Genomic DNA, 24,217 nt, shown 5'->3' with positions numbered 1-24,217 from the left:
CTTGTTGAAGACGATGCCCTGTCCATAGACCGCACCCGCTTCGCCACCGCTTGGGGAAAATTGCTGTTCCCGAGGCATTGTTCCCGAGGCGCTTTTCCCAAGACGCTTTTCCCAAGGCATGGCGATGGCCAGGCCGTCGCTGGGCCGGGCCTCGGCCGATAGGGCGGAGCAACGCTCCAGGGCCGGTCTTGCGCCCGGCCCCTAGCAATTTCCGCCGGCCGGTTCCAGACTGCATGTCTTGCGGCTGACCGGGTGGACGATGACTGTCATTCATGCCCGCGCATCGAAACCATCAGGTGCACTGCCGGCCGCCGCGACGCTCGGCGCGCTCGGCGTCGTCTATGGCGACATCGGCACGAGCCCGCTCTACGCGCTGAAGGAAGCGGCCAAGGCCGCGGCGCGCGGTGGGGAACTGACCCAGGACGCGATCCTCGGCATCGTCTCGCTCATCCTCTGGGCGCTGATCCTGATCATTTCGCTGAAATACGCGCTGCTCATCCTGCGCGCCGACAACCGCGGCGAAGGCGGCATCGTCGCCATGCTGGCACTGCTGTCGGCCCGCCATGCCGAACCCGGGACCTGGCGCGCCAAGCTTTTGATCGTCGGCCTGATCGGCGCGGCGCTGCTTTACGGCGACGGCGCGATCACCCCGGCCATCTCGGTGCTCAGCGCCATGGAGGGATTGAAGGTCGACGCACCAGCGCTGCACCATGCCGTGGTGCCGATCACGGTGGTCATCCTGATCGGGGTGTTCTTGCTGCAAAAGAAGGGCGCCGGTTTCATCGGCCAGATCTTCGGCCCGGTCATGCTCGGCTGGTTCGTGGTGATCGCGCTGCTCGGCATTTACGGCATTGTGAGATCGCCCGGCGTGCTCGTGGCTCTGAGCCCGCACTACGCCTTCAACTTCCTGATCCACCAGAATTTCCACGTCAGTTTCGCCATTCTCGGCGCCGCCTTTCTGGCGGTGACCGGGGGCGAGGCCATGTATGCCGACATGGGTCATTTCGGCCGCCTGCCGATCCGGCTCGCCTGGTTCTGCGTCGCCCTGCCGGCGCTGGTGCTGAACTATTTCGGCCAGGCCGCGCTGCTGCTCATCGAGCCGAGCGCGATCGGCAACCCGTTCTACCAGCTGGCCCCCAACTGGGCGCATTACCCGCTGATCGCCTTTGCGACGCTGGCCGCCGTGATCGCGTCACAGGCGATCATCTCGGGGGTCTTCTCGCTGACCCAGCAGGCGATCCAGCTCGGCTTCCTGCCGCGCATGCATATCGCCCACACCGCCAGCCACGAGATCGGCCAGATCTATGTGCCGCTGGTCAATTGGCTGCTGGCGGCGGCAACGCTTGGCGCCGTCATCGGCTTCGGCAGTTCCGAAGCGCTCGCCGGGGCCTATGGCATCGCGGTGTCGCTGCTGATGGCGATCACCACGCTGCTGGCGGCGCTGGTGGCGCTGAAATGGGGCTATCCGCCGGTCATCGTGATCGCGGTCAACGGCTTCTTCTTCATCATCGACTGCATCTTCTTCGCGGCCAATTCGACCAAGCTGCTGGAGGGCGGCTGGTTCCCGCTGGTACTCGCCGCCATCATCGCGTCGCTGATGCTGACCTGGCGCAGCGGGGTCAAACTGGTCGAACGCGCGCGCGCCGACCTGCGCCAGCCCGAAGAGGAGCTGGTCGAGACCGCGGTCGGCACCTGCCGGGCGCGGCTGCCGGGGATCGCCGCGTTTCTCGCCTCGGCGCCCAATGGCGTGCCGCTCGCGCTGACCCAGTTCATCAAGCACAATCGTGTCCTGCATGAACGCGTCCTGCTGGTCACCGTCGTCATCGAGGAATCGCCGCGCATCGACGATGAGGACCGCGTCGAGGTGACCGATCTGATCGAAGGCATTTCGCGGGTGATCCTGCGTTTCGGTTTCATGCAATATCCAACCATCGCGGGTGGCCTGCAGCTGGCCCGCGAGCAGGGCAAGTTGCCCGGCATCAATCTGGCCGAAATCACCTATTACATCGGCCGGGAGACGATCATCCCGAATGACGAGATCGCCGGCATGGCGGTGTGGCGTGAAACGGTGTTCGCCTTCATGCAGCGCAATGCCGAACGCTCGGCGGTGTTTTTCGGGGTGCCGACCAAGCAGGTGGTCGAATACGGAACCGAGATCGAAATCTAGACCACGGTCCCGCGGGGCTGCCCCTGCGCCCTCGCACAATCCGGCAGGAGAGCTCCCGCCATGAAGCTGTCTGCGAGATTGATCATCGCCGCGCTCGTGATCGGGTCGAGCCCGGTGGCCGCATGGTGCCAGACGGCTCCGGCGGATGCGGCCCATGTCTCCGGGCAGATCGACGAGATCATTCGCCGCCGCTTTTATGACCCGCAGAGATTGCCCGCCTTCGAGGCCGTGGCGAGCACACGCGGGGCGAACCTTGACTGGGTGGCGGCAGCGCTCGCCGCTCTCGGAGCCTCCCACACCGGCCGCTATACGCCTGATCAGATCGACTATTACGAAGTGATGGATGCCTACCGGACGGCCGGCGCCGGGGACAGGGCCAGGGAGATCTTTCCGCCTGATGGCACGATCACCTATGCCGGCATCGGTCTGGTGCCGCGCCGGATCGAAGGCAAGATCTTCGCGGCCTATGTCTACGACGGCTCGCCCGCCGACAAGGCCGGCGTCAGAACCGGTGACGAGATTCTCAGCGTCGACGGCCAGCCATTCCACGAGATCGGGTCGTTCCAGACGCGCATCGGCCAGACCGTCGACATTGCCGTGCGCCGGACAGCCGAAGCCCAGCCGCTGACGATCGCCGTGCCGGTCATCGCCATCAGGCCCGCCGACATGCTGCGCGACGCCATCCGCGACAGCGTCCGCATCGTCGAGAGGGATGGCAAGCGCTTGGGTTACCTGCGCATCTGGACCTATGCCGTGCCCGGCGTTCGCCGGCTGCTGGCTGAGCTGCTGACGACGGCGCCGCTGAAAGACGCCGACGGCCTGGTTCTCGACATGCGCGGCCGCTGGGGCGGGGCGCCCGCCGACGCCGCCGAGATGTTCATCGGACGTTCGCTGCCGATGGAACTGGTCGGCCGGGACGGCAATGTCGTCACCGCCAATATGCGCTGGCAGAAGCCGATGGTCGGCCTGATCGATGCCGGCGCCCGATCCGGCATGGAAATTCTCGCCTCCGGGCTCAAGAAGGCCGGCATACCGCTGGTCGGGGCGCAGACAGCAGGCGCGGTGCTCGCCGGCCGCGGCTTCGTGCTTGGCGACAACAGCCTGCTGATCGTCGCGGTCATGGATGTCCGGGTGGACGGTGGGCGTCTGGAAGGCTCGGGCGTCGTCCCAGATATCGCGGTCGCCTTCGATCGCCGCTATGCCGATGGGGCGGACCCGCAGAGGGAACGGGCCATCGGCCTTCTCGCCGAACGCCTGCGACACTGAGCGGAGCCGGCTCTGCTTTGTCTGCTCAACGCCGGTCGACACCGAAGGCACGCACCAGCCAGTCGATGAACACGCGCACGCGCGGCGAGAGCTGCCGGTTGCGCGGATAAAGCAGCGAGACCGGCGTCGGCGACGGCGGATGGTCGGCGAGGACCGGGACCAGCGTGCCGCGATCCAGATCGTCCTGGACATGATATTTCGGCACCTGGATCAGGCCGAGGCCAAGACGCGCGGCGGCGACAAAGGTCTCGGCGCCATTGACCGAAACGACGGCCGGCAGGGCAATGTGGCGCAAGGCTCCGTCGATGGTGAATTCCAATGGCATGAGCTGTCCCGTCGCCGAGGAGCGGAAGCCGATCATGCGGTGGCCCTGCAAGGCGTCCGGGCTCGCGGGCAGGCCGAAGCGCGCGATATAGGCAGGCGCCGCGCAGGTGATCTCGTCGAGCATTGCCACCCGCCGCGCGATCATGTCGCTATCCTTGAGATCGCCGACCCGCAAGACGCAATCGATGCCCTCGCGGACGAGATCGACCAGCCGGTCGCCCTCGCTCATGAACAGCTCGATCCCGGGATATTCGGCGAGGAAAGCCTGAAGCCGCGGCAGCACGAAATGGCGCGCCAGCGTGCCGTGCACGTCGACCCGCAGCAGCCCCTTGGGCTTGGCGCCGCCAAAGGCGCCTTCGGCATCCTCGACATCGGCGATCAGCGCCAGGCAGCGCCGGTGATAGGCCTCGCCGTCGAGCGTCGGGCCGACATGGCGGGTGGTGCGCTCCAGCAGCCGGACGCCGAGCCTCGCCTCGAGCTGCTTTATCGCGTCAGTGACGGTCGAGCGCGGCAGGCCGAGATCCTCAGCCGCGAGCGTGAAGCTCCTGCGCTCCACCACCCGCGTGAACACCCGCATGGCATCGAACCTGTCCATGATTGTTCGCCATGCCCGGATAGTGATGCCAAGACATGCATGATTATCCGGAAAATTGAAAGGTTCAAGGTCTCTCCATCGAAGGCGGTCGTGCCGCTCGGGATCACCAGGAGAATGACCATGACCGAAATCAACCCCAAGATTGGCAACACCAACAAGGTCGCCATCGTCACCGGCGCCTCGCGTGGCATCGGCGCCGCCATTGCCGAGCGGCTCGCCGGCGACGGCTTCACCGTCGTCATCAATTATTCCGGCGACGCCGTGCCGGCCGAAGCGCTTGCCCGCGGAATAGAAACCAAGGGCGGCCGCGCCCTGACCGCCAAGGCCGATGTCAGCGACGCCGCGGCCGTGCGCGGCCTGTTCGACCAGGCCGAGGCGGCCTTCGGCGGTGTCGACGTGCTGGTCAACAATGCCGGCATCATGACGCTCTCGACCATCGCCGACACCGATGATGCCGCTTTCGACCGGCTGATCGACGTCAATCTCAAGGGTACGTTCAACACCCTGCGCGAGGCGTCGCGCCGGCTGAACAACGGCGGCCGGATCATCAATTTCTCGTCGAGTGTCGTCGGGCTGCTGCAGCCGACCTATGGCGTCTATGCCGCCACCAAGGCGGCCGTGGAAGCCATGACCGGCGTGCTGGTCAAGGAGCTGCGGGGCCGTTCGATCAGCGTCAATGCGGTCGCCCCCGGCCCGACGGCGACCGACCTGTTCCTCAACGGCAAGCCGCAGGACCTGGTCGACCGCATGGCCAAGATGGCGCCGCTCGAGCGGCTCGGCCAGCCCGAGGACATCGCGGCAACCGTCGCCTTCCTCGCCGGGCCCGACGGCGCCTGGATCAACGGCCAGACGCTGCGCGCCAATGGCGGGATCATCTGAGCCCGCTCCTTCCCGCCGAAATCTTATCCGCGCCCGGAAAACCACCCGCCTCAGGAAACATCATCATGTCCACGCACGTCATTCTCGTCACCGGCGCCTCCTCGGGCTTCGGCCTCATGACCGCCCGAGCGCTCGCCGAGGCCGGCCACACCGTCTATGCCTCGATGCGCGAAACCACGGGCCGCAATGCTCCACGCGTCGCCGAAGTCGCAGCCTGGGCGGAACAGCAAGGCGTCGACCTGCGCAGCGTCGAACTGGACGTCCAGTCCGATGCTTCCGCTGGGTTTGGCATTGCCCATATCCTCGACGATGCCGGCCGCCTCGACGTCATCGTTCACAATGCCGGCCACATGGTGTTCGGCCCCGCCGAGGCCTTCACCCCGGACCAGTTCATCCAGCAATACGACGTCAACGTGCTCGGCGCGCAACGGGTCAACCGCGTCGCGCTGCCGCATCTGCGCCGGCAAGGCCGGGGCTTGCTCGTCTGGGTCGGTTCGTCCTCGACGCGTGGCGGCACGCCGCCGTTCCTGGCGCCCTATTTCGCGGCCAAGGCGGCGATGGACGCGCTCGCCGTATCCTATTCGGCGGAATTGTCGCGCTGGGGCATCGAGACGACCATCATGGTGCCTGGCGCCTTTACCAAGGGCACCAATCATTTCGCCCATTCCGGCGCGCCTTCGGACGCGGCGCGGGCAGCGGAATACCGGACAGGTCCCTATGCCGGCGTCGCCGACCAGGCGTTGAAGGGGCTGGCAGCGCTCGAACCGGCCGATGCCGACCCGGCCGAGGTGGCGCGCGCGATCGTCCGGGTCGTCGACACACCGTTCGGCAAGCGGCCGTTCCGGGTCCATGTCGACCCGTCGCAGGACGGCGCCGAGATCGTCAACGGCGTCGCCGACCGCATGCGCCGCGAAATGTTCTGGCGCATCGGCCTGCAGGACCTGCTCGGCCCCGGGATCAACAGCTGAGCTCGCCCGATCGCGCGATCGGGCCTCCAGAATGCGAGCAGCCGCCGGCTGATGCCGGCGGCGGCTTTTCGTTATCGGCAGCTCGGGGCCCGCTTACAATGCGGCAGCCATCGCGCCTGCATTGGGAATCTGGATGTCGATCTCGAGCGTCGACATCGTCTCGCCGCGCTCCATGGTCACCTGCACGTGGTCCTGATCGACCTGAACATGTCTGGTGATCACGGCCATGATCTCCTCGCGCAACACGGCGACAAGATCGGGCTGGTTGCGGCTCTTGCGCTCATAGGCCAGCAGAACCTGCAAGCGCTCGCGCGCCACAGGCGCACTGCTGCGGCGCCTGAAGAGGTCGAACAGGGTCATGCCGCCCTCCTTCCCAGGAGCCGATCGAGGAGCCCCCGCTTGTCGGTCGGCAGGGCCATCGGAACGTGCTCGCCGTCCAGCCGCCTTGCGGCCTCGATATAGGCGCGCGCCGCGGCGTTGCCTGGCTCGTTGAGCGTCACCGGCGAACCCAGATTGGATGCGCGCAGGACCGCTTGGCTTTCCGGGATGATCCCGAGAAGCGGCGTGGACAGGATCTCGAGGACATCGTCGATCCTGAGCATGTCGCCGCGGGCGGCGCGTGCCGCATCATAACGTGTCACCAGGATGTGCTTGGTCACGCTCTCGCCGCGCTCCGCCTTCAAGGTCCGGGAGTCGAGCAGGCCGATGATGCGGTCGGAATCGCGCACCGAGCTCACCTCCGGATTGGTGACGATCACCGCATCATCGGCAAAGCGCATGGCGAGCTGAGCACCGCGCTCGATGCCGGCCGGGCTGTCGCAGAGCACGTAGTCGAAGGTTTCCTTGAGCGGCGCGATCACCTCGGCCACGCCCTCCTCGGTGAGGGCATCCTTGTCGCGCGTCTGCGAAGCGGGCAGCAGGTAGAGCGAGGCGATGCGCTTGTCGCGGATCAGCGCCTGGGTGAGCTTGGCCTGGCCCTGCACGACATTGACGAGGTCGAAGACCACACGCCGCTCGGCGCCCATGACCAGGTCGAGATTGCGCAGCCCGACATCGAAATCGATCAGCACGACCTTCTTGCCGGCTTGCGCCAGCGCGGCCCCGAGCGCGGCGGTCGAGGTTGTCTTGCCAACGCCTCCCTTGCCGGATGTGACGACGACGACCTTGCCCATGTCCGTATCTCCAATCGATTAGTTGAGGGCTGCGACCTGGATCGCGCCGTTCTCAAGAAAGACCTGTATCGGCTTGCCGCGCGTCGACGGCGCCATGTCTTCGGCAGTGTGATACCAGCCGTCCACGGCCAGCAGCTCAGCCTCGTTTTTCCGGCAGAAGATGCGCGCCTCGGCATTGCCGGTGGCGCCGGCGAAGACGCGCCCGCGCAAGGTGCCGTAGACATGCACCGACCCACCCGCGACGATCTCCGAGCCGGAGCCGACGGAACCGAGGACGATGACATCGCCCTGCGGATGATAGACCGACTGGCCGGAACGGATCGGCGACTGGATGATCAACGAGCCCGGAGCCGGAGGCTCTTCCTTGGGCTCCGGCGCGGCGGCGGCCTTCTGCTCGCGCGGCGCCTTCGAATCGAAGATGACCGACGTCCTGGCGCCGATCAGCAGCGGCGGCAGGTCGGGGCCGAGCGAATCGATGCCCTGGGCCTCGATGGCGTAAATCCTGATGCCGCGCTCGGCGAGCTGGGCGACCAGATTGCCGACCTCGCTTGCCCGGGGCTTGAGGATCTTCAGGTCCAATACGACCGGCCGGCCGGCGAAGAACCCCGGAGAGTTTTCGGTCCAGCGATCCAGGGCTTCCAGCCACTCCTGCAACGGCGCTTCGGGCGCCAGTGCGAAGGCCATGAACGACCGCGCCGGAAAGCGTATCGACTTCCCCGGGACGGGGGTGACGCTGGTCGTCTGGATGGGGATGATGGTCGTCACGGAGCCGCGTCCTTACTGATGTGTTAACGCTATTCCGCCGTGGTTAATGAAATGTAAAATTGCCGAGCCGAGCGCCGGGCATTCGGCACCTTTCGATGCGAGCCGCCGGGCCGCGACCGGCGCGCGCTAGGCGGTGACCTTCGGCGCGAAGCCGGTTTCGCCGCCAAAGCAGGGCAGCGCGTCGGAAATGCTGAACCAGTCGGCCTTGTGGTCCGTGAAATAATGCGCCGAGGGCGGTGGCAAGGCGCCGGTGATGATGCCGGCGGGAATGCCGATCTTGCCCGGCAAACGCCGGTCCTCGCTGTGGACGTGGGTTCCGCAGGTGGCGCAGAAGACCCCTATTGCGTTCTCCGAGGCCCGATAGGATCGAAGCTCGCCGGTGCATTCGACCGTGAGGTCGACGACCGGCACCGTCGCCCAGGTGGTGAAGGCCGCGCCCCCGAGGCTCCGGCAGAAGCCGCAATGGCAATTGATCAGCCGATTCGGGGGCTTCGCCAGGCGCGCTTGGTAGCCGCCGCAATGACAGGCGATTTTCATCCGTCTTGATCCCTCGGTGCGGCAACCGGCCGGTCGCCGAACGCTAGGCTCAAAATGCCAGCAATCCGTCCGTCTTGATCTCGTCGAGCACGAAGAAGGTGCGCACCTGCCGGACCCCGGGCAACGCCAGGATCTTCTCGCTGTGAAAGCGGTTGAAGGCATTGAGATCGCGCACCCGGATCTTCAGGAAATAATCGACCTCGCCGGCCACCAGGAAACATTCGAGCACCTGAGGCAGCGCGCGGGCGGCCTTGGCGAAGTCGGCGAAACTGTCCTGGGTCGAGCGGTCGAGCACGATGCCGACCAGCACCGCCGTCTCGCGCTGAACCGCCTTGGGGTCGACCAGGGCATGCACGCCCTTGATGACGCCAGAGTCGAACAGCCGGCGCGTGTGGTTCCAGCAGGCCGACGGACTGAGGCCCACCTTCTTGGCCAGGTCGGCATTCGACAGCCGCCCGTCCTCCTGCAGCGCCTTCAGGATCTTCTTGTCCTGGGCGGAGAGTTCCGGGACCTGTTCGGCGGCTTCCATGCGGAGAAGATCCTTCGTCATTGACGACCTCGCCCAGAAGAGATTGTAGCGTGAGGCACCGGATGGGAAGCCTGGTTTGCAAGCCCATTCGTCAGGCACGGCCCTGATCTGACCGCTGCCGCGGAACCGGCCGCATCGCCCGATCCTGCACAGGAAGATTCTTTCTATTTTTTGGACATTTTCGAATGAAAATCCTCCAGTGAAATAACATGTCCGAATAACATCGCCTTTCCATCCTCACCTTCAAAAGCACATTCACGCGATCTTGGCTCACATTTGGTGCCGGTTTCCTCGCACCAGAAGGGCGACATCATGTTGGAAAAATTCGCGCGCTATCCCCTCACCTTCGGACCGACGCCGATCGAGAAGCTGCAACGGCTCGGCGTCCATCTCGGCGGCAAGGTGGAACTCTATGCCAAACGCGAAGACTGCAATTCCGGCCTGGCCTTCGGCGGCAACAAGCTGCGCAAGCTCGAATATATCGTGCCCGACGCCCTCGCCTCCAATGCCGACACGCTGGTGTCGATCGGCGGCGTGCAGTCGAACCACACGCGCATGGTCGCGGCGGTCGCCGCCAAGATCGGCATGAAGTGCCGGCTGGTCCAGGAAAGCTGGGTGCCGCACGAGGACGCCGTCTATGACCGCGTCGGCAATATCCAGCTCAGCCGCATCATGGGCGCCGACGTGCAACTGGTCGACGAAGGTTTCGACATCGGCATCCGGCAGAGCTGGGAAGACGCGATCGCCGACGTGAAGGCCAAGGGCGGCAAACCCTATGCGATCCCGGCCGGCGCCTCGGTGCACAAGTTCGGCGGCCTCGGTTATGTCGGCTTCGCCGAGGAAGTCCGCGCCCAGGAGAAGGAGCTCGGCTTCAGCTTCGATTATATCGTCGTCTGCACCGTCACCGGCTCGACCCATGCCGGCATGCTGGTGGGTTTTGCCAAGGACGGCCGCGAGCGCAAGGTGATCGGCATCGATGCCTCCTTCACGCCGGCGCAGACCAAGGCGCAGGTGCTGAAGATCGCCAGGGACACCGCGACCCTTGTCGAGCTCGGCAAGGATCTTGGCGCCGACGATGTCGTGCTGCTCGAGGACTATGCCTATCCGGTCTATGGCGTGCCGTCGGAAGCGACCAAGGAAGCGATCCGCCTCTGCGCCCGCCTCGAAGGCATGATCACCGACCCGGTTTATGAGGGCAAATCCATGCAGGGCATGATCGACCTGGTGAAGAAGGGCTATTTCCCTGCGGGGTCGAAGGTTCTCTACGCCCATCTCGGCGGCGCTCCGGCGCTCAACGGCTATGGCTACGCCTTCCGCAACGGCTGAAGCGCGACCGGGATGGCCTCCTTCTTGCTGCGCTCGCAGGAAAAGGAGGCCACCATGTCCAAGTCGTTTCAGCTGTCGCTCGCGCCCCAGCGCCTTTGGCAGGAGATCAATCCCTGGACCTTCTATCAGCAAGGCGCGCGCTTCGGCTTCATCAATATCGACCTCGGCCAGACCCCGCACCCGGAGGTGGAACAGGCCATCCTCGACGATGTCGGCAGTTATGGCCGCCAGCTTGGCCGGATCGGCGATGCGCTCGACGTGCTACTCGACCACATCAAGCTCGACGGGCTCAGCCAGACCGAGCAGGATGCCCTGACCATTCTCCGCGGTCAGCTCGCCGAGGTGCGCAAGGTCAAGCGGCGCGCCCGGGCCGGCGCCCAGGGTGAAGACGCCTGACTATTCGGTGGCCCCAGCCTTCAGGTGATCGACCAGCACCATGCCGGTGGCCAGGATGTGCCGCTTCAATAGGCCGCAGGCGCCTTCCGTATCGCCGGCGAGGCACAAGGCCAGGAGATCCTTGTGCTCCTGCTGCGACTGGTCGAGGTGCCGCGTCTCCTCCCAGGTGAAGCGCAAATAGCGCTCGAAGTTGAGCCGGAGGTTGGCGATGATCGCGAGCGTCCGTTGCCTGCCCGCCGGCGCATAAAGAGACTCGTGGAAGCGCGCATTGAGCGCGATGATCCGGTCGGTCGACCTTGCCTTGTCGAGCTCGGCAAGCGTGCGCGCCGCCGCCTCCAGATCCGCCTTGGTCATCCGCGGGATGGCCCATTCGAGCGCTTGCGCTTCGAGCAAGCTGCGAAGCTGGGTCATTTCCCAGGCTTCGTCCGCAGTCAGAACCGCGACGCTGACGCCCCGCCGCGGTTCGGCCTTGAGGAAACCTTCGCCGACGAGCTGCTTGAAGGCTTCCCGCACGATCATCTGGCTGACGCCAAAGCGGCTGGCGACGGCGTCCTGCCGAACCCGCTCGCCGCCGCGCAATGTGCCGCGGATAATGGCTTCGCGGAGCGCGTCGGTGACCACGACGGAGGCCGAACGGGCCTCCCCCGGCTCATCAGGAAGAGCTGCAAGCGACGATTGGCGCGGCGTCATCCCCATCCTCGACAAATGAGCCACGAGTCCGAACTCAATTCGGACGCCGGGCCGTGAATGAATCACGGAGCGAATGATAGTCGGTTTTCGCGAGCGCCGCGATCAGACGCGCCTCCTGGCCGGCATTCAGCGGCACGAGCGGCGGACACAGCGAGCGCCAGCCCGGCTCGCCCGTGAGATCGGCTAGCGCCCATTTCACGGCCGCCACCAGCGGCACTTCTGAAAGTGCCGCTCTGATTGCCCCAGCCTTGTCGATCCGCGCCGCGAGGTCCCCTGCATCCCGCCAATCCCCGAGGCAGGGCGCCGTCACGTTGAGCGAGGCCGAGATCACGCCGGCAAAGGCCCCGGCCCCCGATCCGATGTCGGCGACCGCCGTCTCCGTGCTGGGGAAAACCGCAAAGCCTGGCAGGTCGCGGGCCAAGGCTTTCGCAGCCGCGATGTCACCGGACGAATCCTTCAAGCCGACGAGCACGTCGGGGTGGCGATCGCGCAGGCGACGGATCCATTCGGTCGAGAACCGGATGCCCGTGTTCTGCGGGAAATTGTAGAGGTAGAGCCGCAGCCTCGTCCGATCGGTCCGCGCGATCAGGTCTTCGAAAAAGGCGCTCAGCCCCGCGTCATCGATGCCCTTGTAGTAGAACGGCGGCAGGACGAGCGCCCCCTGAAAACCGAGATCGACGGCCTCCCCCGTCAGGGCTGCGGCGTCGGCGAGAGAGGCTGCGCCGGTCCCGACCATGAAGCGGTCGAGCGGCAAGCCTGACGCCGCCACGGCCCTCATGACCTCGACGCGCCGGGCCACCGGCAGAGAGGTCGCCTCGCCGGTCGTCCCCAGGAGGTTCACGCCATCGCATCCAAGGGCCAGGAGCCGCCGGCAATGGCTGACGAGGCCGCCGAGATCGACGGCGCCTTCGGCGTCCGAAAACAGCGTGGCTGTGGCGGCGATGATGCCCGCAGGCTTGGTCATCGAAGGTCTCCTCGTGGTGTTGACGAATAATCGATAAGCGATTATCGCTAATTTAACAACCGCAGACAGCCCGAGGATGCCATGAGATTGCGACTTTCCGACTTCGATGCCGTCACGTTCGACGTCTACGGAACCCTGATCGACTGGGAGCCGTCGATCATCGCCTTTCTCGGCGCATGGGCCGGCCGTCATGGTGTTTCGGCGCCGGGCAAGGACCTGTTGATGGCTTTCGATCGGGCGCGCGCCGACATCCAGAAGGAGCGCCCGGCCCATCTCTATCCGGACATCCTGCGCCGTTGTTTCGAGCGAGTGTCACGCGAATTCTCCATTGCCATCGACGTCGAGGAACGGGAGCGCTTCGCCGCGACCCCACATGCCTGGCCGGCCTATGCCGACAGCCAGGTCGGGCTGAAAGCCTTGCAGGCCAAGGCCAAGGTCGGTGCGCTCAGCAATATCGACAATGCCTCGCTCGCCAGTTCCTGCATCAAGCTCGGCTTCAGCTTCGATGTCGTCGTCACGGCCGAACGGGTCGGGGCTTACAAACCGGACTGGCCGCATTTCCATACCGGCATCGCCGATTTCGCGGCGCTCGGCATTCCGCGCCAGCGCATCCTGCATATCGGCCAGAGCCTGCGCGCCGATGTCACGCCCGCCAACAGGCTCGGTCTCCCCTGCGCCTGGATCAACCGGCCGGGCCGGCTGCTCGGCTTGTCCGGCGAGGGCGCGGCCGAAGCCAAGCCCGACCTGACCGTGTCCAGCCTCGTAGAACTCGTCGCCGCGCTGACCGGCGCGCCGGCCGACATCACCTGAACGACCAGCAACCCTTCCAAAGGTGGATCATGCACAAGCTCTTTCTGACGATCGCCGGCGCGGCATGTCTGATCAGCGGCGCGGCCCAGGCCCAATCCAGCGATGCGGTGCTCGACCGCATCAGGCAGAAGAACACCATCACGATCGGCTACCGCGAGGCGTCCATCCCGTTCTCCTATCTCGATGACGCCCGCCGGCCGGTCGGATATTCGATCGCCATCTGCATGAAGGTCGTTGAGGCGGTGAAGCTGAAGCTCGACCGGCCGAACCTCACGGTGAATTTCGTTGCGGTCAATCCGCAGAACCGCATCCCGCTGGTCGCCAACGGCACCGTCGACATCGAATGCGGATCGACGGTCAACACCATCGCGCGGCAATCGCAGGTCGACTTCAGCGCCACCCCGTTCATCTCGACCACGCGCCTGCTGGTGAAGGCCGGATCCGGCATCCGCGAGGTCGAGGACCTCGACGGCAAGGCCGTCGCGCTGCCGATCAACACCACGCCCGAGCGGCTGATCAAGGCGCTGATCGAGGCCGCCAAGCTGAATGTCAGGATTGTTCCGGTCCGGGATAATTCCGAGGGCTTCCTGGCGTTGTCGACCGGCCGCGCGGACGCCTTTTCGACCGACGACATCCTGCTGTTCGGCCTGCGCGCCGCGACCGCCAATCCTGCCGACTACGCGGTGGTCGGCCGGCCGCTGTCCTTCGACCCCTATGGCATGATGATCCAGAAGAACAGCACGGTCTTCCTCACCCTGGTGAACGCAACCATTGCCCGGATGACGCGCTCGGGCGAACTGCAGGCGCTCTACGACACCTGGTTTACACGGCTGTCCGTGCCGCTTTCGCCCGACCTCGCCGCCGCCTTCAAGCTCCAGGCCATTCCTGAGTGAGAGGCCAAGCTTCGGAGGAGCCACAGCCATGAACTATGCCTGGAACTGGTCGATCCTGATCGAGCCGCCTTATCTTGGATGGCTCGCCTCCGGGCTGGGGCTGACGCTGGTCATCTCGCTTGCCGCCTGGCTGTTCGCGCTCCTGGCCGGCACGCTTGTCGGCTTGGCCGGGACATTGCCTGGCCTGGCCGCGCGCGCCGCGGCCAGGCTCTATGTCGGGCTGTTCCGCAACGTGCCGCTGCTGCTCCAGCTATTCCTCTGGTTCTTCGTCGTGCCAGAGCTGTTGCCCGCTCGTTGGGGCTTCTGGCTGAAACGCGAATTGCCCTATCCGGAATTCTGGACCGCCATCGTCGCGCTCGGGCTGTTCACGTCGGCGCGCGTCGCAGTGCAGGTCGGCTCGGGAATAGCCGCCGTGCCGCGTGGCCAGACAATGGCCGCCCTGGCGGGCGGAATGAGCCTTTGCGCGGCCTATCGCTTCGTGCTGCTGCCGCAGGCCTTCCGGCTGGTGTTGCCGCCGATGACCTCGGACTTCCTGACGGTGTTCAAGAACTCGGCGCTCGCCCTGACGATCGGCGTGTTCGAACTGACCGCGCAAAGCCGCCAGATCGAGAGCTACACCTTCCAGGGCTTCGAGGCTTTCACCGCCGCCACCGTCGTCTATCTCGTCATCGCGCTCGCGGTGACCGGCGTCATGCGCGGCATCGAGCGGCGCACGGCTCTGCCCGGCGGCATGGGACAAGGATGATGGCGGAAGCTTCCTTCGACCTCGCCGTCATCGCGAGAGCCCTGCCCTTCCTGCTCGAGGGGCTTGCGCTCAGCCTGATCCTGACCGGCGTCGCCATGATCGGCGGCATCGTTCTCGGCCTCGGTCTCGCCATCGTCCGCTTGTCGGGGCGGCCCATGCTGGCGGCCCTTGCCGCGGCCTATGTCAACGGCTTCCGGGCTATCCCTCTCGTCCTGGTTCTCTTCTGGTTCTATTTCCTCGTGCCGCTCCTGCTGGGTCAGGCGGTCGGCGCGCTGCACGCCGCCCTCATCGCCTTCGTGCTGTTCGAAGCGGCCTATTATTCCGAGATCATCCGGGCCGGCATCCAGGGCATCCGCCGCGGCCAGTGGCATGCCGCCTTGGCCTCCGGGCTCGGCTATGCCCAGACGCTGCGCTTCGTGATCCTGCCGCAGGCCTTCAGGACCATGCTGCCCTTGATGATCACCCAGGCGGTCGTGCTGTTCCAGGATACCTCGCTCGTCTACGTCATATCGCTCAGGGACCTCATGACCTCGGCGAGCATCGTTGCAAACCGGGACAACCGGCTGATCGAAATCTACGTCTTCGTGGCGGTCATCTACTTCCTGATCTGTGCCACGGGGGCGTTCTGGGCCGGCAGGCTGCGGCAAGGGAGGACGGAATGAACCACCTGCAAACAGGCCCGAGCTCGGCGTCGGCGCCGCTTGAAGCCGCCGGCTGGTCGCTTCAAGGCACGCGCGACCCGATGATCGTCATGACCGGCCTCTGCAAGAGCTATGGGGCGATCGAGATTCTCAGAGGTTGCGATCTCACCGTCGAACGCGGCGAGGTCGTCGTCATCTGCGGCCCGTCCGGATCCGGCAAGAGCACCTTGATCAAATGCATCAACGGCCTCGAACCCTTCGGTCGCGGCTCACTGATAGTCGACGGCATGGATATCGGCGCGCGGCGCGCCGATTTGACCGGCTTGCGCGCCCGCATCGGCATGGTGTTCCAGCATTTCGAGCTCTACCCGCATCTCACGGTCATGGAGAACATCTGCCTCGCGCCACTGCGCGTGCTGAAGCGCCCGCGCGACCAGGCCGAAGCCAAGGCCGAGGCGCTGCTCGCCCGCGTCGGACTGCCCGACAAGGCCAAAGCTTACCCGGCCGAGCTTTCCGGCGGCCAGCAGCAGCGCATCGCCATTGCCCGCGCGCTCGCGATGGATCCGGTCGCCATGCTGTTCGACGAACCAACATCGGCTCTCGATCCGGAAATGATCGGCGAAGTGCTCGGCGTCATGCAGGAACTGGCCCAGGACGGCATGACCATGGCCGTGGTCACCCACGAAATGGGCTTCGCCCGCCGTGCCGCCGATCGCGTCGTCTTCATGGACCAGGGTGTGATCGTCGAAGTGGCTCCAACCGAAGCGTTTTTCGCCGCCCCAAAGTCCGAGCGCGCCCGCCTTTTCCTGTCCCGCATCCTGTCGCATTGAGGCTGGCACCATGACCTTGCGACCACCGGTCGTGGCCGATGTCGCCGACGCGCTGGCCCAGCTCGCCGGCGTGGCGATCCGCACGCCCCTGCTGCGCTCGGACGAACTCGATGCGCTGAGCGGCGGCAAGGTCTTCATCAAATGCGAAAATCTGCAGCGCTCCGGCGCCTTCAAATTCCGCGGAGCCTATAACTGCCTGTCGCGCCTCGACCGCGCGGCATTTCCAGGTGGCGTCGTCGCCTATTCGACCGGCAATCACGGGCTGGCGGTCGCGGGGGTCAGCCGCATGCTCGGCCTTGCCTGCACCATCGTCATGCCCTTCGATGCGCCGTCGGTGAAGATTGCGCGGGCCAGGGCCCACGGCGCCGATATCGTGCTCTACGACCGGCACAGGCAACGGCGAGAGGATATCGCGGCAAGCATCGCCGAGCGCAGCGCGGTCGCCGTGGTTGCTCCAGGCGACAATCCCTTCGTTATCGCCGGCCAGGGCACCGCCATGGCCGAGGCGCTGCAGGATCTCGCCTTGGCCGGCATCGCGGTCGATGTCGCCATGGTGCCCTGTGGCGGTGGCGGGCTCGCCGCCGGCACCTGTCTTGCCGTCGAAGCCCTGGGGTTCCAGACCGAGGTCTGGGCAGCCGAACCGGCTGGCTTTGACGATACCAGGCGATCGCTCGCTTCGGGCAAGCGGGAATGCAATGCAACGGTCGACGGCTCGATCTGCGACGCCCTGCTCGCCCCGACGCCCGCCGCCCTGCCCTTTGCCGTCAACAAAGATCGGTTGGCCAGGGTTGAGGTCGCCGATGACGACGAGGTGCTCGATGCCATGCGCTTCGCCTATCAAGAGCTCAGGATCGTGCTCGAACCGGGTGGCGCCGTCGGCCTCGCGGCCTTGCTGGCGCGGCCCGGGGCGTTGCGGGGTCGAACCGTCGTCGTCGTCGCGTCCGGCGGCAATGTCGATACGGCGGTCTTCATGCGGGCGCTGGCGCGACAGCCGATCGGTGGCGCCGCGGCGTGACGCAGCTTGCGAGCCGGCGGCGCTTGCGTGATGACTGACACTCCCGATGCCACATGCGGCAGGAGCGATGCCATGGCGGTCACGCTGCACGGCTACCACTACAGCGTCTATCTCAGGATCGCCCGGATGGTGCTGGCCGAGAAGGGAGTGGCTTATGACCGCGTGGAGGTGAACCCCTTCGCCCAGGACATGCCCGAGAGCTACCTGAAGCTCCATCCGTTCCGCCGGGTGCCGACCCTCGTCGATGATGGCTTCGTGCTCTACGAGACCGGGGCGATTACCCGCTATATCGACGACGCCTTTGCCGGGCCGGCCTTGCAGCCGCTCGCCGCGCGCGAGCGGGCGCGCATGGCGCAGATCATCTCGATGATCGATTCCTACGGCTATATTCCCCTGGTCCGCCAGGTGTTCGCGCAACGCGTGTTCGGTCCCCGCCTCGGACGAAGCACCGACGAAGACCTGATCCGCACGGGCATCGATGGCGCGTCGCGTTTTTTGACCGCGCTCGAAGATTTGGCCGCGCGCGAAAGGAGGGCTGACGGCGGCGGCCCGCTGGCCGGTGGCGCCGTGTCGCTCGCCGATCTGCATCTGGCGCCGATGGTCGCCTATTTCACCGCAGCCCCTGAAGGCCATTCGCTGATGCGGAACTATCCGAGGCTCTCGGCCTGGTGGGCCTTCATGCGGAACCGGCCAGGCCTGAGCGACACCGATCCGGGCCTGCCCGGCTGACCAGGCTGATCCAATGCGGCCTTCATGGCGGCCTTCATGGCGGCCTCGCACTGAAACGATGACGGGCTTCGATCGGAGCGACCATGGCGCCCCGGCATCGTCCTGCCGGGGCGCCGTGCGGGTCAGAACCTGACGTTGAAATTGGCCTTGGCGGTCTGGTCGATGAGGCCGGAGCCGAACTGGCCACCATAGGTGAAGCCGAGGGTGGCGGCCGGCGTCAGATTGAAGTCCAGGCCCGCCTCGACGACCGCAGCGTTCCGGGCGATCGGCACGCCGGTGATGCCGAAGGGCGTGCCGCCGGCAAAGGCCAGGCGCGCCGCCGGCACGGTGTCGCCGAAGGCATGACGCCAGCCGAGCGTGCCGCGCGCCCTCGCGCTGACCGAGCCGAGCATGAAGCCGGTCGCACCGTGCAGGCCGAGCGTGGTGAAGGTGAGACCGCTGGCGGCGCCGGAACTGACGAGCGCGACGGCGTCCGGCTTCTCCGCGAAGGCGGCCGTCGACAGGCTCACATAGGCCAGATTGGCGAAAGGCTCGATGGCAAGGATGCCGATCGGCGTCTGTGCCAGCGTGATGCCATAGCCCAGTTCGCCGAAGACCTGCGCGGAGCCTGCCTTGTAGCCACCCTTCAGGTTGTCGACGAGGCCGGGAAGGGCGACGGAACGGCTGGTTGCGATGTCGTGCCACGTATAGGCCGCGCCCGCACGCAGCGCGAGCTGCCCCCACTGCGTGCCGCCATAAAGGCCGGCGTGGTAATTGTCGCTCGATCCCGCCGCTCCGCGCTCCCTGACCGCAAAGTCGGTGCGGCTATAGCCGGCGACGATGCCGAGCCGCCAGATGTCGAGAACGGAGCCGTCGGCGCCGATCAGGAAACCGCCGGTCGAGCGGTTCAGCCGGGCGGCATTGCCATCGCCGCTCCAGCGTCCCCAGGAGCCAAAGGCCTGGCCCCAGACGGCGAAACGCTCGGTGCTGGCGGCAGCCGACACCGGGCCGTCGGCCGCATAGACGGCGACCGGCGCACGGGTCGCGCCGGCCGCGCCGAAGGCAGCGCGCAAGCGGTTGATCGCCGCCTCGCGCAGGAACCGGCTGTCCTCGACCAGCGCGGTCCTGGCCGAGGCATGGATCTCGCCGGAGAGCTGGTCGAAGGCGGCACGCGCCGCGTCCGCGCGCGTCAGTTGCACCAGCGCATCATAGAGCACATGGCCTCGGCCCAACGCCTCGGCGGCGGTTGCCGCCACGGCCTGGTTGCGGGTGGCGCCGACCGACGCAAACGAGGCCTGATTGCGGGCGAGGTCGAGATAGACGTTGTTGGTGTCGTAGCTCAGGCCGAGGCTAATGAAGAGGCCGGCCTGGCCGAAGCTCGCAAAGGTACCGGTCACCCCGCCCGCGGCGGTCAGGATGGTGTAGCGCGTGCCCGGCAGATAGGTGCCCGGCGCCTTGACGACATCAACGGTGCCGCCGGACAGCACCGCGGTGCCGTCAGCCACGATCCGGTCGCCCTGCCCCGCCGGGTTGATCTCGACCTGGTAGCGCGAGCCGGCGGCGAAACCGACATGGCCTGAAACATTCAGCGTGCCCAGGGAATTGCCCGGCGCCACCGTGCCGCCGGCCTTGACCGTCAGCCCCCCGACCGTGCCGGAGCCGCCGAGCACGCCGCCCGAGGCGAGGCTGAGCGTTCCGCCGAGCGCGCCGTTGACGACAAGCTTGCCGCCCGAGACCGTCGTCTGGCCGGCAAAGCCGGAGCTGTCGCCGGTCAGGATCGTCGTGCCGGCGCGCTGCTCGATGGTGCCATGGCCCGACACCTTCGGCGCGAAGACATAGGCGCCGTCGGTGTGGTTGAAATTGAGCGTGCCGGTGCCGTTGCCGAACCGCAGTTCGGCCGCGGCGAGCGTGCCCGCCGCGACCGCCGGCGAACCGGCGACCGCGCCGATGTTGACGGTACCGGTGCCGGCTGCGTAGCTGGCGAGGGTGACGATGCCCGATCCGCCCGTGCCGACCGAAACCTTGCCGCCCTCCGCGATGGTCAGCACGCCGGCGCCGAAAACGCCGAGGTCGATCGCGCTGGCGCTCCAGGTCGAGCCCGCGCCATGCACGGTCACCGTGCCGGTCACGTCGTTGTCGTAGCCGATTGAACCCTTGCCGCTGGCGACAGCGCCGCCGTTGCCGACGGCCAGCGTGCTGGTGCCGGACCAGCCGACCACCAGTTCGCCACTGTTGGTCCAGGTCGAGCCGGCACCGGTGACCGTCACCGCGCCAGTGGATCCGGTGTAGAGGCCGAGGCTGCCCATGGTGTTGGCGACGGTCGCGCCGCCGGAAATGGTCAAGGCGCCAGACCCCAGGATACCGACGATGAGCTCGCCGGCGTTGGTCCAGGTCGAACCGGCGCCGGTGACCGTCGCCGTTCCCGCGGACCCGTCGTAGAAGCCCAGAAGGCCGTCGCTGCTGGAAACCCTGCCTCCGCCCGCGATGGTCATGGAGCCGCTGCCGGAATTGCCGATCGTGAGCTGGCGGGAGATCGTCCATGTCGGTGAGGTCGCGCCGAGGGGATCGACGTCGCCAGAAGTGCTCACGCTCTGCCCGGCGGCCTGACCGAGCCCGCCCAGGCCCAAGGCCAGGACCGAGCAGCCGACGAAGACCGCCCGCCGCAGGCGGCCCGGCGATGGCGCCGACCGATCGCCCGGATCACCGTGCAGCCCACCGGCGCGCAATATCCATGGCCCGGCCGCCTCGTGGCGCCCAGCCGTCTGCCCTGTCATGTTCATGCCCATTCATGCCCCCGGAAGCAGCGCCTGGCCCGCTTCCATTCCTTACCCGCAATGGCCGATCCGCCGTCGCGCCGGCGGAATGATTTCAATTCCCTGGGGGACCACACCCATCGGAGCCGGATCCTTTGCCGGCGACCACGACCCGGCCTTTCCGGTCCCCGTCGGCGAGTCTTGATCCCTTGAAAGTGATGACGAGAAGCATGACGATGTGTCAAATTCATCGAAGTCAAAATTTAATGAGCACAACGCATCATGCTGACATTGCGGCACATTGAGATCGTCGGCGCTTTGGCGCAGCACCGCCACTTCGGCCGCGCGGCCGAGGCCCTGGGCATCACCCAATCCGCCCTGACGCGCGCGCTTCAGGCGCTCGAGACCGATCTCGGCGTCAGGCTGTTCGACCGGGGTACGGGCATTCCGGAACCGACAATGTTCGGCCGGATCGTGCTGGAATGGGGCCAGCCGGTCGTGCGCAGCATGGACAATCTCACACGCGAGATCCGCCTGGCCAGGGGGCTCGAGATCGGTGAGGTAACGGTCAGCGCGGGCACCTTTCCGTCGGAGCTCTGGGTACCTCGGACGCTGGGGCGGCTGGCCATGGAATTTCCGAATGTTCGCTGCCGCATGCGTTCCTGCGAGAGCCGCCGTGCGGTGAAGGACGTTCTGAACGGCAGCTCGGATATCGCGGTTGCCGACCTCGTCGAAGTGCGCGGGCTCGATGAGCTCGCGTTCGACCGACTGGTCACCGTCAAGGTCGCCTTGTTCTGCCGGCCGGGACATCCGCTGCTCAAGCACCGGGTGATCAAGGAGATAGATCTCGCAGACTTTCCCTTGGCCGGCCCCCGGCCCTCACACTACGCGTCGGAGGTCATGGACAATGCCGGCGAGAACCGCGCATTGACCGTGCCGAAGTCCGGCGGCTTCGTTCCACGGCTCTGGGTTGAGAGCTTCACGGCGATGCGTCAGGTCGTGAGTGCCAGCGATGCGATCAGTTGGGCACCGGTTCCGCTGCTCGATCCCTTTTGGAAGGCGGGCGAATTGGCCCCTCTGGTGATGCGGCCCGCGCCAATCGACGTCGAATTCGGCCTCATCTACCCACGTTATCGAACCCCCACCCCCGCCGTAATGGCGTTCATCAAGATCATCCGAGCGATAGCCGGCAACAAACCGGTGCCACCAGCGACGGCGTAAATCTGAGGCGGCGTGCGGCGGTAGCTGTCGGCGACCGCAAGGCCTGAACCTCCCGCCATGACGAGGCCGATCGTTATTCGCCTCGCCCTCGAACCCTTTCCGTCATGCCGCGTTCTACCCCTGATAAGCGCAAAAACGCGCCGAAACCGGGAGACGATCTTGACACGCAACTCACTCACGAAAATGACGATCCTCAGTCTTGTTCTGGCGCCCAGCATGGCGTTCGCGCAGACCCAGGTGCCGGAACCGAGGCCGGGTATTCCTCCGGGCGTCGGCACGGGCGCAGCGACCGGCGCTGTCGGCGGCGCGATCGTCGGCGGCCCGGTGGGTGCGGTGGTCGGCGGCGTCGCTGGCGCCGTGGTCGGCGGCATCGCCGAGGCATCTCAGCCGCAATTCCGCACCTATGTGACCGAACGGCGCCATCCGTCCTATCGCTACTCGAGCGACGTGGTCATCGGCGGCGAACTGCCGAGCGCCGGCGTGACCTATTATGAGGTGCCCCGCCAATATGGCGAGACCCGGTATCGCTACACGGTGGTCAACAACCGAACCGTGCTGGTCGACCCGCAGACGCGCCGGATCGTCCAGGTCTTCGACTAATATTTCTTCGACTAATATTTCTTCGACTAATATCTCTTCGACTAATACCCTGACGGAACCGGCCTCCGGCGCCATCCGACAAAGATCCGTCTATCGGGATGTCGTGGAGATCAATTAAGACTGTCCCGGCGCCGTCCAGCGGCGCCGGGATAAGGATTCTCCGATGCAGAACATCGCGATTTCGGTTCTGACCATTTGCGGCATTGACGAACTGGCCAAGCACAGCAGCCGTTCCGTGACCCATGTCCTGTCGGTGCTCGACCCGGAATGGCCGGAACTCGAGGCCTTCCAGACCTTCGGCGCCCATCATCGCACCGTGCTGCAATTTCACGACATCATCGACGCCAGGCCGGGCATGGTCATGCCCGAACCGGAGCATGTCGCGCAGATCCTGCGCTTCGGGTCGGAGCTCGCCGGCTCCAAGGCCGGCCGTACCGAGGGGCACCTGCTGGTGCATTGCCATATGGGCGTGTCGCGCTCGACCGCCGCGATGCTGACACTGCTGGCGCAAGCCAACCCGGACGAACCCGAGGACGGGCTGTTCGAGCGCCTGCGCGAGATCCGGCCGCAGGCCTGGCCCAATTCCGTGATGATCGGTTTCGCCGACGAGGCTCTGCAAAGGAACGGCCGACTGACGTCGGCGCTCGGCCGGCACTACGCTCACCAGCTCAAGCATGATCCGCGGTTCGTCGACTGGATGACCCAGCTCAAGCGCGATCGCGAACTGGCCATGGCCGGGGCATAGCTGACGACAGGTTCGAGCCACCCTGCCCTGCCGCCAACGCAGCCATGGACCGGCGCGGGACGCGCCGGGCGCCGGTTATGATGCCGCCGACCCCTTCCGTGACTTTGTTTTGACGCGAAGGTTCGCCGACGCGTCGCCCGGCAGGGCATCGCCGGGATAAAGACTGAGGTTGAGCCGATAGGGCTCCCCTCCTTCGGTCTCGGCGGCCTCGAACCGGGCAGCCAGTTTGGCAAGTTCCGCCTTGAACTCGGCCACCGCCTCGGGCGCGATGCGCGCGGCGACGACCGAGACATGGACCGTGCGCGTCTCGTCATCGGGCAAGGCGGCGATCGCCGCCGCCAGATCGCTGCGCGCGAAGGCCAGAACCACCCGGTGCGGTGCCTTCAGTTGGTCGGTCTCCGGCGCCACGTCGAAGCTCGACGCGGTGATCCGGTAATATTTCTCGACCGTTCGTCCGATATCGCGCGTTCCTGCGGTCTCGACCAAGCCGGCCGCCAGCAGAATGCGCATGTGCCGCGTCAGGTTGGCCGGGTGCACACCCATCCGCGCGGCAATCTGGCTCAAGGTCGCGGGCTCGCTCCCCAGCTTCTCCAGCATCGCCATACGTGTGGCATGCATGAAGGCCGAGATCTCGCCTGGCGTCGTCAAGGTTCGATGCCGCAGCGTCACCATAATTCG

Annotated in this window: 26 protein-coding genes; 16 read left to right on the top strand and 10 right to left on the bottom strand. The window is 66.2% G+C overall.

What is annotated here, in order from left to right:
- The first annotated feature begins 259 nt into the window (after window positions 1-259).
- Window positions 260-2,167, top strand: a complete 1,908-nt coding sequence (locus E8M01_RS24370; protein WP_136962534.1) for a potassium transporter Kup — start codon at window positions 260-262, stop codon at window positions 2,165-2,167.
- Window positions 2,168-2,227: 60 nt separating this feature from the next.
- Window positions 2,228-3,433: a S41 family peptidase gene (locus E8M01_RS24365; protein ID WP_136962533.1), complete on the top strand. Its 1,206-nt coding sequence runs from the start codon at window positions 2,228-2,230 to the stop codon at window positions 3,431-3,433.
- A gap of 25 nt (window positions 3,434-3,458) precedes the next feature.
- On the opposite strand, the gene E8M01_RS24360 is transcribed toward E8M01_RS24365, so the two are convergent.
- Window positions 3,459-4,352, bottom strand: a complete 894-nt coding sequence (locus E8M01_RS24360; RefSeq protein ID WP_136962532.1) for a LysR family transcriptional regulator — start codon at window positions 4,350-4,352, stop codon at window positions 3,459-3,461.
- Between the two features lie 120 nt (window positions 4,353-4,472).
- Here E8M01_RS24360 and E8M01_RS24355 point away from each other — a divergent pair, with 120 nt between their 5' ends.
- Both E8M01_RS24355 and E8M01_RS24350 read left to right on the top strand, forming a co-directional pair.
- Window positions 4,473-5,231 carry an SDR family oxidoreductase gene (locus E8M01_RS24355; protein ID WP_136962531.1) on the top strand — a complete coding sequence of 253 codons (759 nt, stop codon included), beginning with the start codon at window positions 4,473-4,475 and terminating at the stop codon, window positions 5,229-5,231.
- 65 nt (window positions 5,232-5,296) lie between these two features.
- Window positions 5,297-6,199, top strand: a complete 903-nt coding sequence (locus E8M01_RS24350) for an SDR family oxidoreductase (protein WP_136962530.1) — start codon at window positions 5,297-5,299, stop codon at window positions 6,197-6,199.
- A 93-nt stretch (window positions 6,200-6,292) separates the two neighbouring features.
- Here the strand turns inward: E8M01_RS24350 and minE are convergent, their stop codons facing one another.
- From minE to E8M01_RS24325, 5 genes are all read right to left on the bottom strand, one after another.
- Complete coding sequence (gene minE, locus E8M01_RS24345; RefSeq protein ID WP_136962529.1) at window positions 6,293-6,559, bottom strand: cell division topological specificity factor MinE; 267 nt, start codon at window positions 6,557-6,559, stop codon at window positions 6,293-6,295.
- On the bottom strand, window positions 6,556-7,371 hold the full coding sequence (minD, locus tag E8M01_RS24340) for a septum site-determining protein MinD (protein ID WP_136962528.1): 816 nt from the start codon (window positions 7,369-7,371) through the stop codon (window positions 6,556-6,558). The genes minE and minD overlap by 4 nt, the downstream gene beginning before the upstream one ends.
- An 18-nt stretch (window positions 7,372-7,389) precedes the next feature.
- Complete coding sequence (minC, locus tag E8M01_RS24335; RefSeq protein ID WP_136964800.1) at window positions 7,390-8,055, bottom strand: septum site-determining protein MinC; 666 nt, start codon at window positions 8,053-8,055, stop codon at window positions 7,390-7,392.
- A 207-nt stretch (window positions 8,056-8,262) separates the two neighbouring features.
- On the bottom strand, window positions 8,263-8,673 hold the full coding sequence (locus E8M01_RS24330; RefSeq protein ID WP_170182054.1) for a GFA family protein: 411 nt from the start codon (window positions 8,671-8,673) through the stop codon (window positions 8,263-8,265).
- 49 nt (window positions 8,674-8,722) lie between these two features.
- Window positions 8,723-9,223 carry an Lrp/AsnC family transcriptional regulator gene (locus tag E8M01_RS24325; protein ID WP_246088417.1) on the bottom strand — a complete coding sequence of 167 codons (501 nt, stop codon included), beginning with the start codon at window positions 9,221-9,223 and terminating at the stop codon, window positions 8,723-8,725.
- 291 nt (window positions 9,224-9,514) lie between these two features.
- On the opposite strand from E8M01_RS24325, the gene E8M01_RS24320 reads away from it, so the two are divergent.
- Both E8M01_RS24320 and E8M01_RS24315 read left to right on the top strand, forming a co-directional pair.
- Entirely contained in the window at window positions 9,515-10,528 is a 1,014-nt protein-coding gene (locus tag E8M01_RS24320; protein ID WP_136962526.1) for a 1-aminocyclopropane-1-carboxylate deaminase, read from the top strand.
- Between the two features lie 54 nt (window positions 10,529-10,582).
- Entirely contained in the window at window positions 10,583-10,924 is a 342-nt protein-coding gene (locus E8M01_RS24315; protein ID WP_136962525.1) for a hypothetical protein, read from the top strand.
- Here E8M01_RS24315 and E8M01_RS24310 read toward each other — a convergent pair whose 3' ends face one another.
- Together E8M01_RS24310 and E8M01_RS24305 are read right to left on the bottom strand one after the other, a co-directional pair.
- Window positions 10,925-11,680 carry a GntR family transcriptional regulator gene (locus E8M01_RS24310; RefSeq protein WP_246088416.1) on the bottom strand — a complete coding sequence of 252 codons (756 nt, stop codon included), beginning with the start codon at window positions 11,678-11,680 and terminating at the stop codon, window positions 10,925-10,927.
- Window positions 11,649-12,578 carry a dihydrodipicolinate synthase family protein gene (locus E8M01_RS24305; RefSeq protein WP_136962524.1) on the bottom strand — a complete coding sequence of 310 codons (930 nt, stop codon included), beginning with the start codon at window positions 12,576-12,578 and terminating at the stop codon, window positions 11,649-11,651. Before E8M01_RS24305 ends, E8M01_RS24310 begins: the two co-directional genes overlap by 32 nt.
- Before the next feature lie 81 nt (window positions 12,579-12,659).
- Here E8M01_RS24305 and E8M01_RS24300 point away from each other — a divergent pair, with 81 nt between their 5' ends.
- The 7 genes from E8M01_RS24300 (at window position 12,660) to E8M01_RS24270 (ending at window position 18,241) form a co-directional block, all read left to right on the top strand.
- The gene (locus E8M01_RS24300) at window positions 12,660-13,388 is read left to right on the top strand and encodes an HAD family hydrolase (protein ID WP_136962523.1); all 729 of its coding nucleotides are present in this window, start codon (window positions 12,660-12,662) and stop codon (window positions 13,386-13,388) included.
- A 29-nt stretch (window positions 13,389-13,417) separates the two neighbouring features.
- Complete coding sequence (locus tag E8M01_RS24295; protein ID WP_136962522.1) at window positions 13,418-14,281, top strand: amino acid ABC transporter substrate-binding protein; 864 nt, start codon at window positions 13,418-13,420, stop codon at window positions 14,279-14,281.
- Window positions 14,282-14,309: 28 nt separating this feature from the next.
- Window positions 14,310-15,026 (top strand): amino acid ABC transporter permease, encoded by a 717-nt coding sequence (locus E8M01_RS24290; protein ID WP_136962521.1) that lies wholly within the window; start codon window positions 14,310-14,312, stop codon window positions 15,024-15,026.
- Window positions 15,023-15,688 carry an amino acid ABC transporter permease gene (locus E8M01_RS24285; protein WP_215908792.1) on the top strand — a complete coding sequence of 222 codons (666 nt, stop codon included), beginning with the start codon at window positions 15,023-15,025 and terminating at the stop codon, window positions 15,686-15,688. Before E8M01_RS24290 ends, E8M01_RS24285 begins: the two co-directional genes overlap by 4 nt.
- An 80-nt stretch (window positions 15,689-15,768) precedes the next feature.
- Window positions 15,769-16,497: an amino acid ABC transporter ATP-binding protein gene (locus tag E8M01_RS24280; protein ID WP_136964797.1), complete on the top strand. Its 729-nt coding sequence runs from the start codon at window positions 15,769-15,771 to the stop codon at window positions 16,495-16,497.
- 10 nt (window positions 16,498-16,507) lie between these two features.
- The gene (locus E8M01_RS24275; protein ID WP_136962519.1) at window positions 16,508-17,512 is read left to right on the top strand and encodes a threonine ammonia-lyase; all 1,005 of its coding nucleotides are present in this window, start codon (window positions 16,508-16,510) and stop codon (window positions 17,510-17,512) included.
- A 72-nt stretch (window positions 17,513-17,584) separates the two neighbouring features.
- The gene (locus E8M01_RS24270) at window positions 17,585-18,241 is read left to right on the top strand and encodes a glutathione S-transferase family protein (protein ID WP_136962518.1); all 657 of its coding nucleotides are present in this window, start codon (window positions 17,585-17,587) and stop codon (window positions 18,239-18,241) included.
- Between the two features lie 122 nt (window positions 18,242-18,363).
- Here E8M01_RS24270 and E8M01_RS24265 read toward each other — a convergent pair whose 3' ends face one another.
- A complete protein-coding gene (locus E8M01_RS24265) occupies window positions 18,364-20,808 on the bottom strand; it encodes an autotransporter outer membrane beta-barrel domain-containing protein (RefSeq protein ID WP_170182053.1) in 2,445 nt (814 codons plus the stop codon).
- Between the two features lie 447 nt (window positions 20,809-21,255).
- On the opposite strand from E8M01_RS24265, the gene E8M01_RS24260 reads away from it, so the two are divergent.
- The 3 genes from E8M01_RS24260 (at window position 21,256) to E8M01_RS24250 (ending at window position 23,539) form a co-directional block, all read left to right on the top strand.
- Entirely contained in the window at window positions 21,256-22,194 is a 939-nt protein-coding gene (locus tag E8M01_RS24260; protein ID WP_136962516.1) for a LysR family transcriptional regulator, read from the top strand.
- 216 nt (window positions 22,195-22,410) lie between these two features.
- Entirely contained in the window at window positions 22,411-22,794 is a 384-nt protein-coding gene (locus E8M01_RS24255; RefSeq protein WP_211596667.1) for a DUF1236 domain-containing protein, read from the top strand.
- Window positions 22,795-22,957: 163 nt separating this feature from the next.
- Window positions 22,958-23,539 carry a tyrosine phosphatase family protein gene (locus E8M01_RS24250; RefSeq protein WP_136962515.1) on the top strand — a complete coding sequence of 194 codons (582 nt, stop codon included), beginning with the start codon at window positions 22,958-22,960 and terminating at the stop codon, window positions 23,537-23,539.
- A gap of 75 nt (window positions 23,540-23,614) precedes the next feature.
- Here the strand turns inward: E8M01_RS24250 and E8M01_RS24245 are convergent, their stop codons facing one another.
- Entirely contained in the window at window positions 23,615-24,211 is a 597-nt protein-coding gene (locus E8M01_RS24245) for a helix-turn-helix domain-containing protein (RefSeq protein WP_136962514.1), read from the bottom strand.
- Window positions 24,212-24,217: the final 6 nt, after the last annotated feature.

It is taken from the genome of Phreatobacter stygius (genome assembly GCF_005144885.1).
GTDB lineage: Bacteria > Pseudomonadota > Alphaproteobacteria > Rhizobiales > Phreatobacteraceae > Phreatobacter > Phreatobacter stygius.
Note: the sequence above shows the minus strand (reverse complement) of the source record. Positions and strands in the feature narration are given on the sequence as shown.

Coding starts and splice junctions, on each gene's coding strand:
- E8M01_RS24370 (WP_136962534.1), top strand. CDS start 260: ATGACTGTCATTCATGCCCGCGCATCGAAACCATCAGGTGCACTGCCG.
- E8M01_RS24365 (WP_136962533.1), top strand. CDS start 2,228: ATGAAGCTGTCTGCGAGATTGATCATCGCCGCGCTCGTGATCGGGTCG.
- E8M01_RS24360 (WP_136962532.1), bottom strand. CDS start 4,352: ATGGACAGGTTCGATGCCATGCGGGTGTTCACGCGGGTGGTGGAGCGC.
- E8M01_RS24355 (WP_136962531.1), top strand. CDS start 4,473: ATGACCGAAATCAACCCCAAGATTGGCAACACCAACAAGGTCGCCATC.
- E8M01_RS24350 (WP_136962530.1), top strand. CDS start 5,297: ATGTCCACGCACGTCATTCTCGTCACCGGCGCCTCCTCGGGCTTCGGC.
- minE (WP_136962529.1), bottom strand. CDS start 6,559: ATGACCCTGTTCGACCTCTTCAGGCGCCGCAGCAGTGCGCCTGTGGCG.
- minD (WP_136962528.1), bottom strand. CDS start 7,371: ATGGGCAAGGTCGTCGTCGTCACATCCGGCAAGGGAGGCGTTGGCAAG.
- minC (WP_136964800.1), bottom strand. CDS start 8,055: ATGGCCTTCGCACTGGCGCCCGAAGCGCCGTTGCAGGAGTGGCTGGAA.
- E8M01_RS24330 (WP_170182054.1), bottom strand. CDS start 8,673: ATGAAAATCGCCTGTCATTGCGGCGGCTACCAAGCGCGCCTGGCGAAG.
- E8M01_RS24325 (WP_246088417.1), bottom strand. CDS start 9,223: ATGACGAAGGATCTTCTCCGCATGGAAGCCGCCGAACAGGTCCCGGAA.
- E8M01_RS24320 (WP_136962526.1), top strand. CDS start 9,515: ATGTTGGAAAAATTCGCGCGCTATCCCCTCACCTTCGGACCGACGCCG.
- E8M01_RS24315 (WP_136962525.1), top strand. CDS start 10,583: ATGTCCAAGTCGTTTCAGCTGTCGCTCGCGCCCCAGCGCCTTTGGCAG.
- E8M01_RS24305 (WP_136962524.1), bottom strand. CDS start 12,578: ATGACCAAGCCTGCGGGCATCATCGCCGCCACAGCCACGCTGTTTTCG.
- E8M01_RS24300 (WP_136962523.1), top strand. CDS start 12,660: ATGAGATTGCGACTTTCCGACTTCGATGCCGTCACGTTCGACGTCTAC.
- E8M01_RS24295 (WP_136962522.1), top strand. CDS start 13,418: ATGCACAAGCTCTTTCTGACGATCGCCGGCGCGGCATGTCTGATCAGC.
- E8M01_RS24290 (WP_136962521.1), top strand. CDS start 14,310: ATGAACTATGCCTGGAACTGGTCGATCCTGATCGAGCCGCCTTATCTT.
- E8M01_RS24285 (WP_215908792.1), top strand. CDS start 15,023: ATGATGGCGGAAGCTTCCTTCGACCTCGCCGTCATCGCGAGAGCCCTG.
- E8M01_RS24280 (WP_136964797.1), top strand. CDS start 15,769: ATGATCGTCATGACCGGCCTCTGCAAGAGCTATGGGGCGATCGAGATT.
- E8M01_RS24275 (WP_136962519.1), top strand. CDS start 16,508: ATGACCTTGCGACCACCGGTCGTGGCCGATGTCGCCGACGCGCTGGCC.
- E8M01_RS24270 (WP_136962518.1), top strand. CDS start 17,585: ATGGCGGTCACGCTGCACGGCTACCACTACAGCGTCTATCTCAGGATC.
- E8M01_RS24260 (WP_136962516.1), top strand. CDS start 21,256: ATGCTGACATTGCGGCACATTGAGATCGTCGGCGCTTTGGCGCAGCAC.
- E8M01_RS24255 (WP_211596667.1), top strand. CDS start 22,411: ATGGCGTTCGCGCAGACCCAGGTGCCGGAACCGAGGCCGGGTATTCCT.
- E8M01_RS24250 (WP_136962515.1), top strand. CDS start 22,958: ATGCAGAACATCGCGATTTCGGTTCTGACCATTTGCGGCATTGACGAA.
- E8M01_RS24245 (WP_136962514.1), bottom strand. CDS start 24,211: ATGGTGACGCTGCGGCATCGAACCTTGACGACGCCAGGCGAGATCTCG.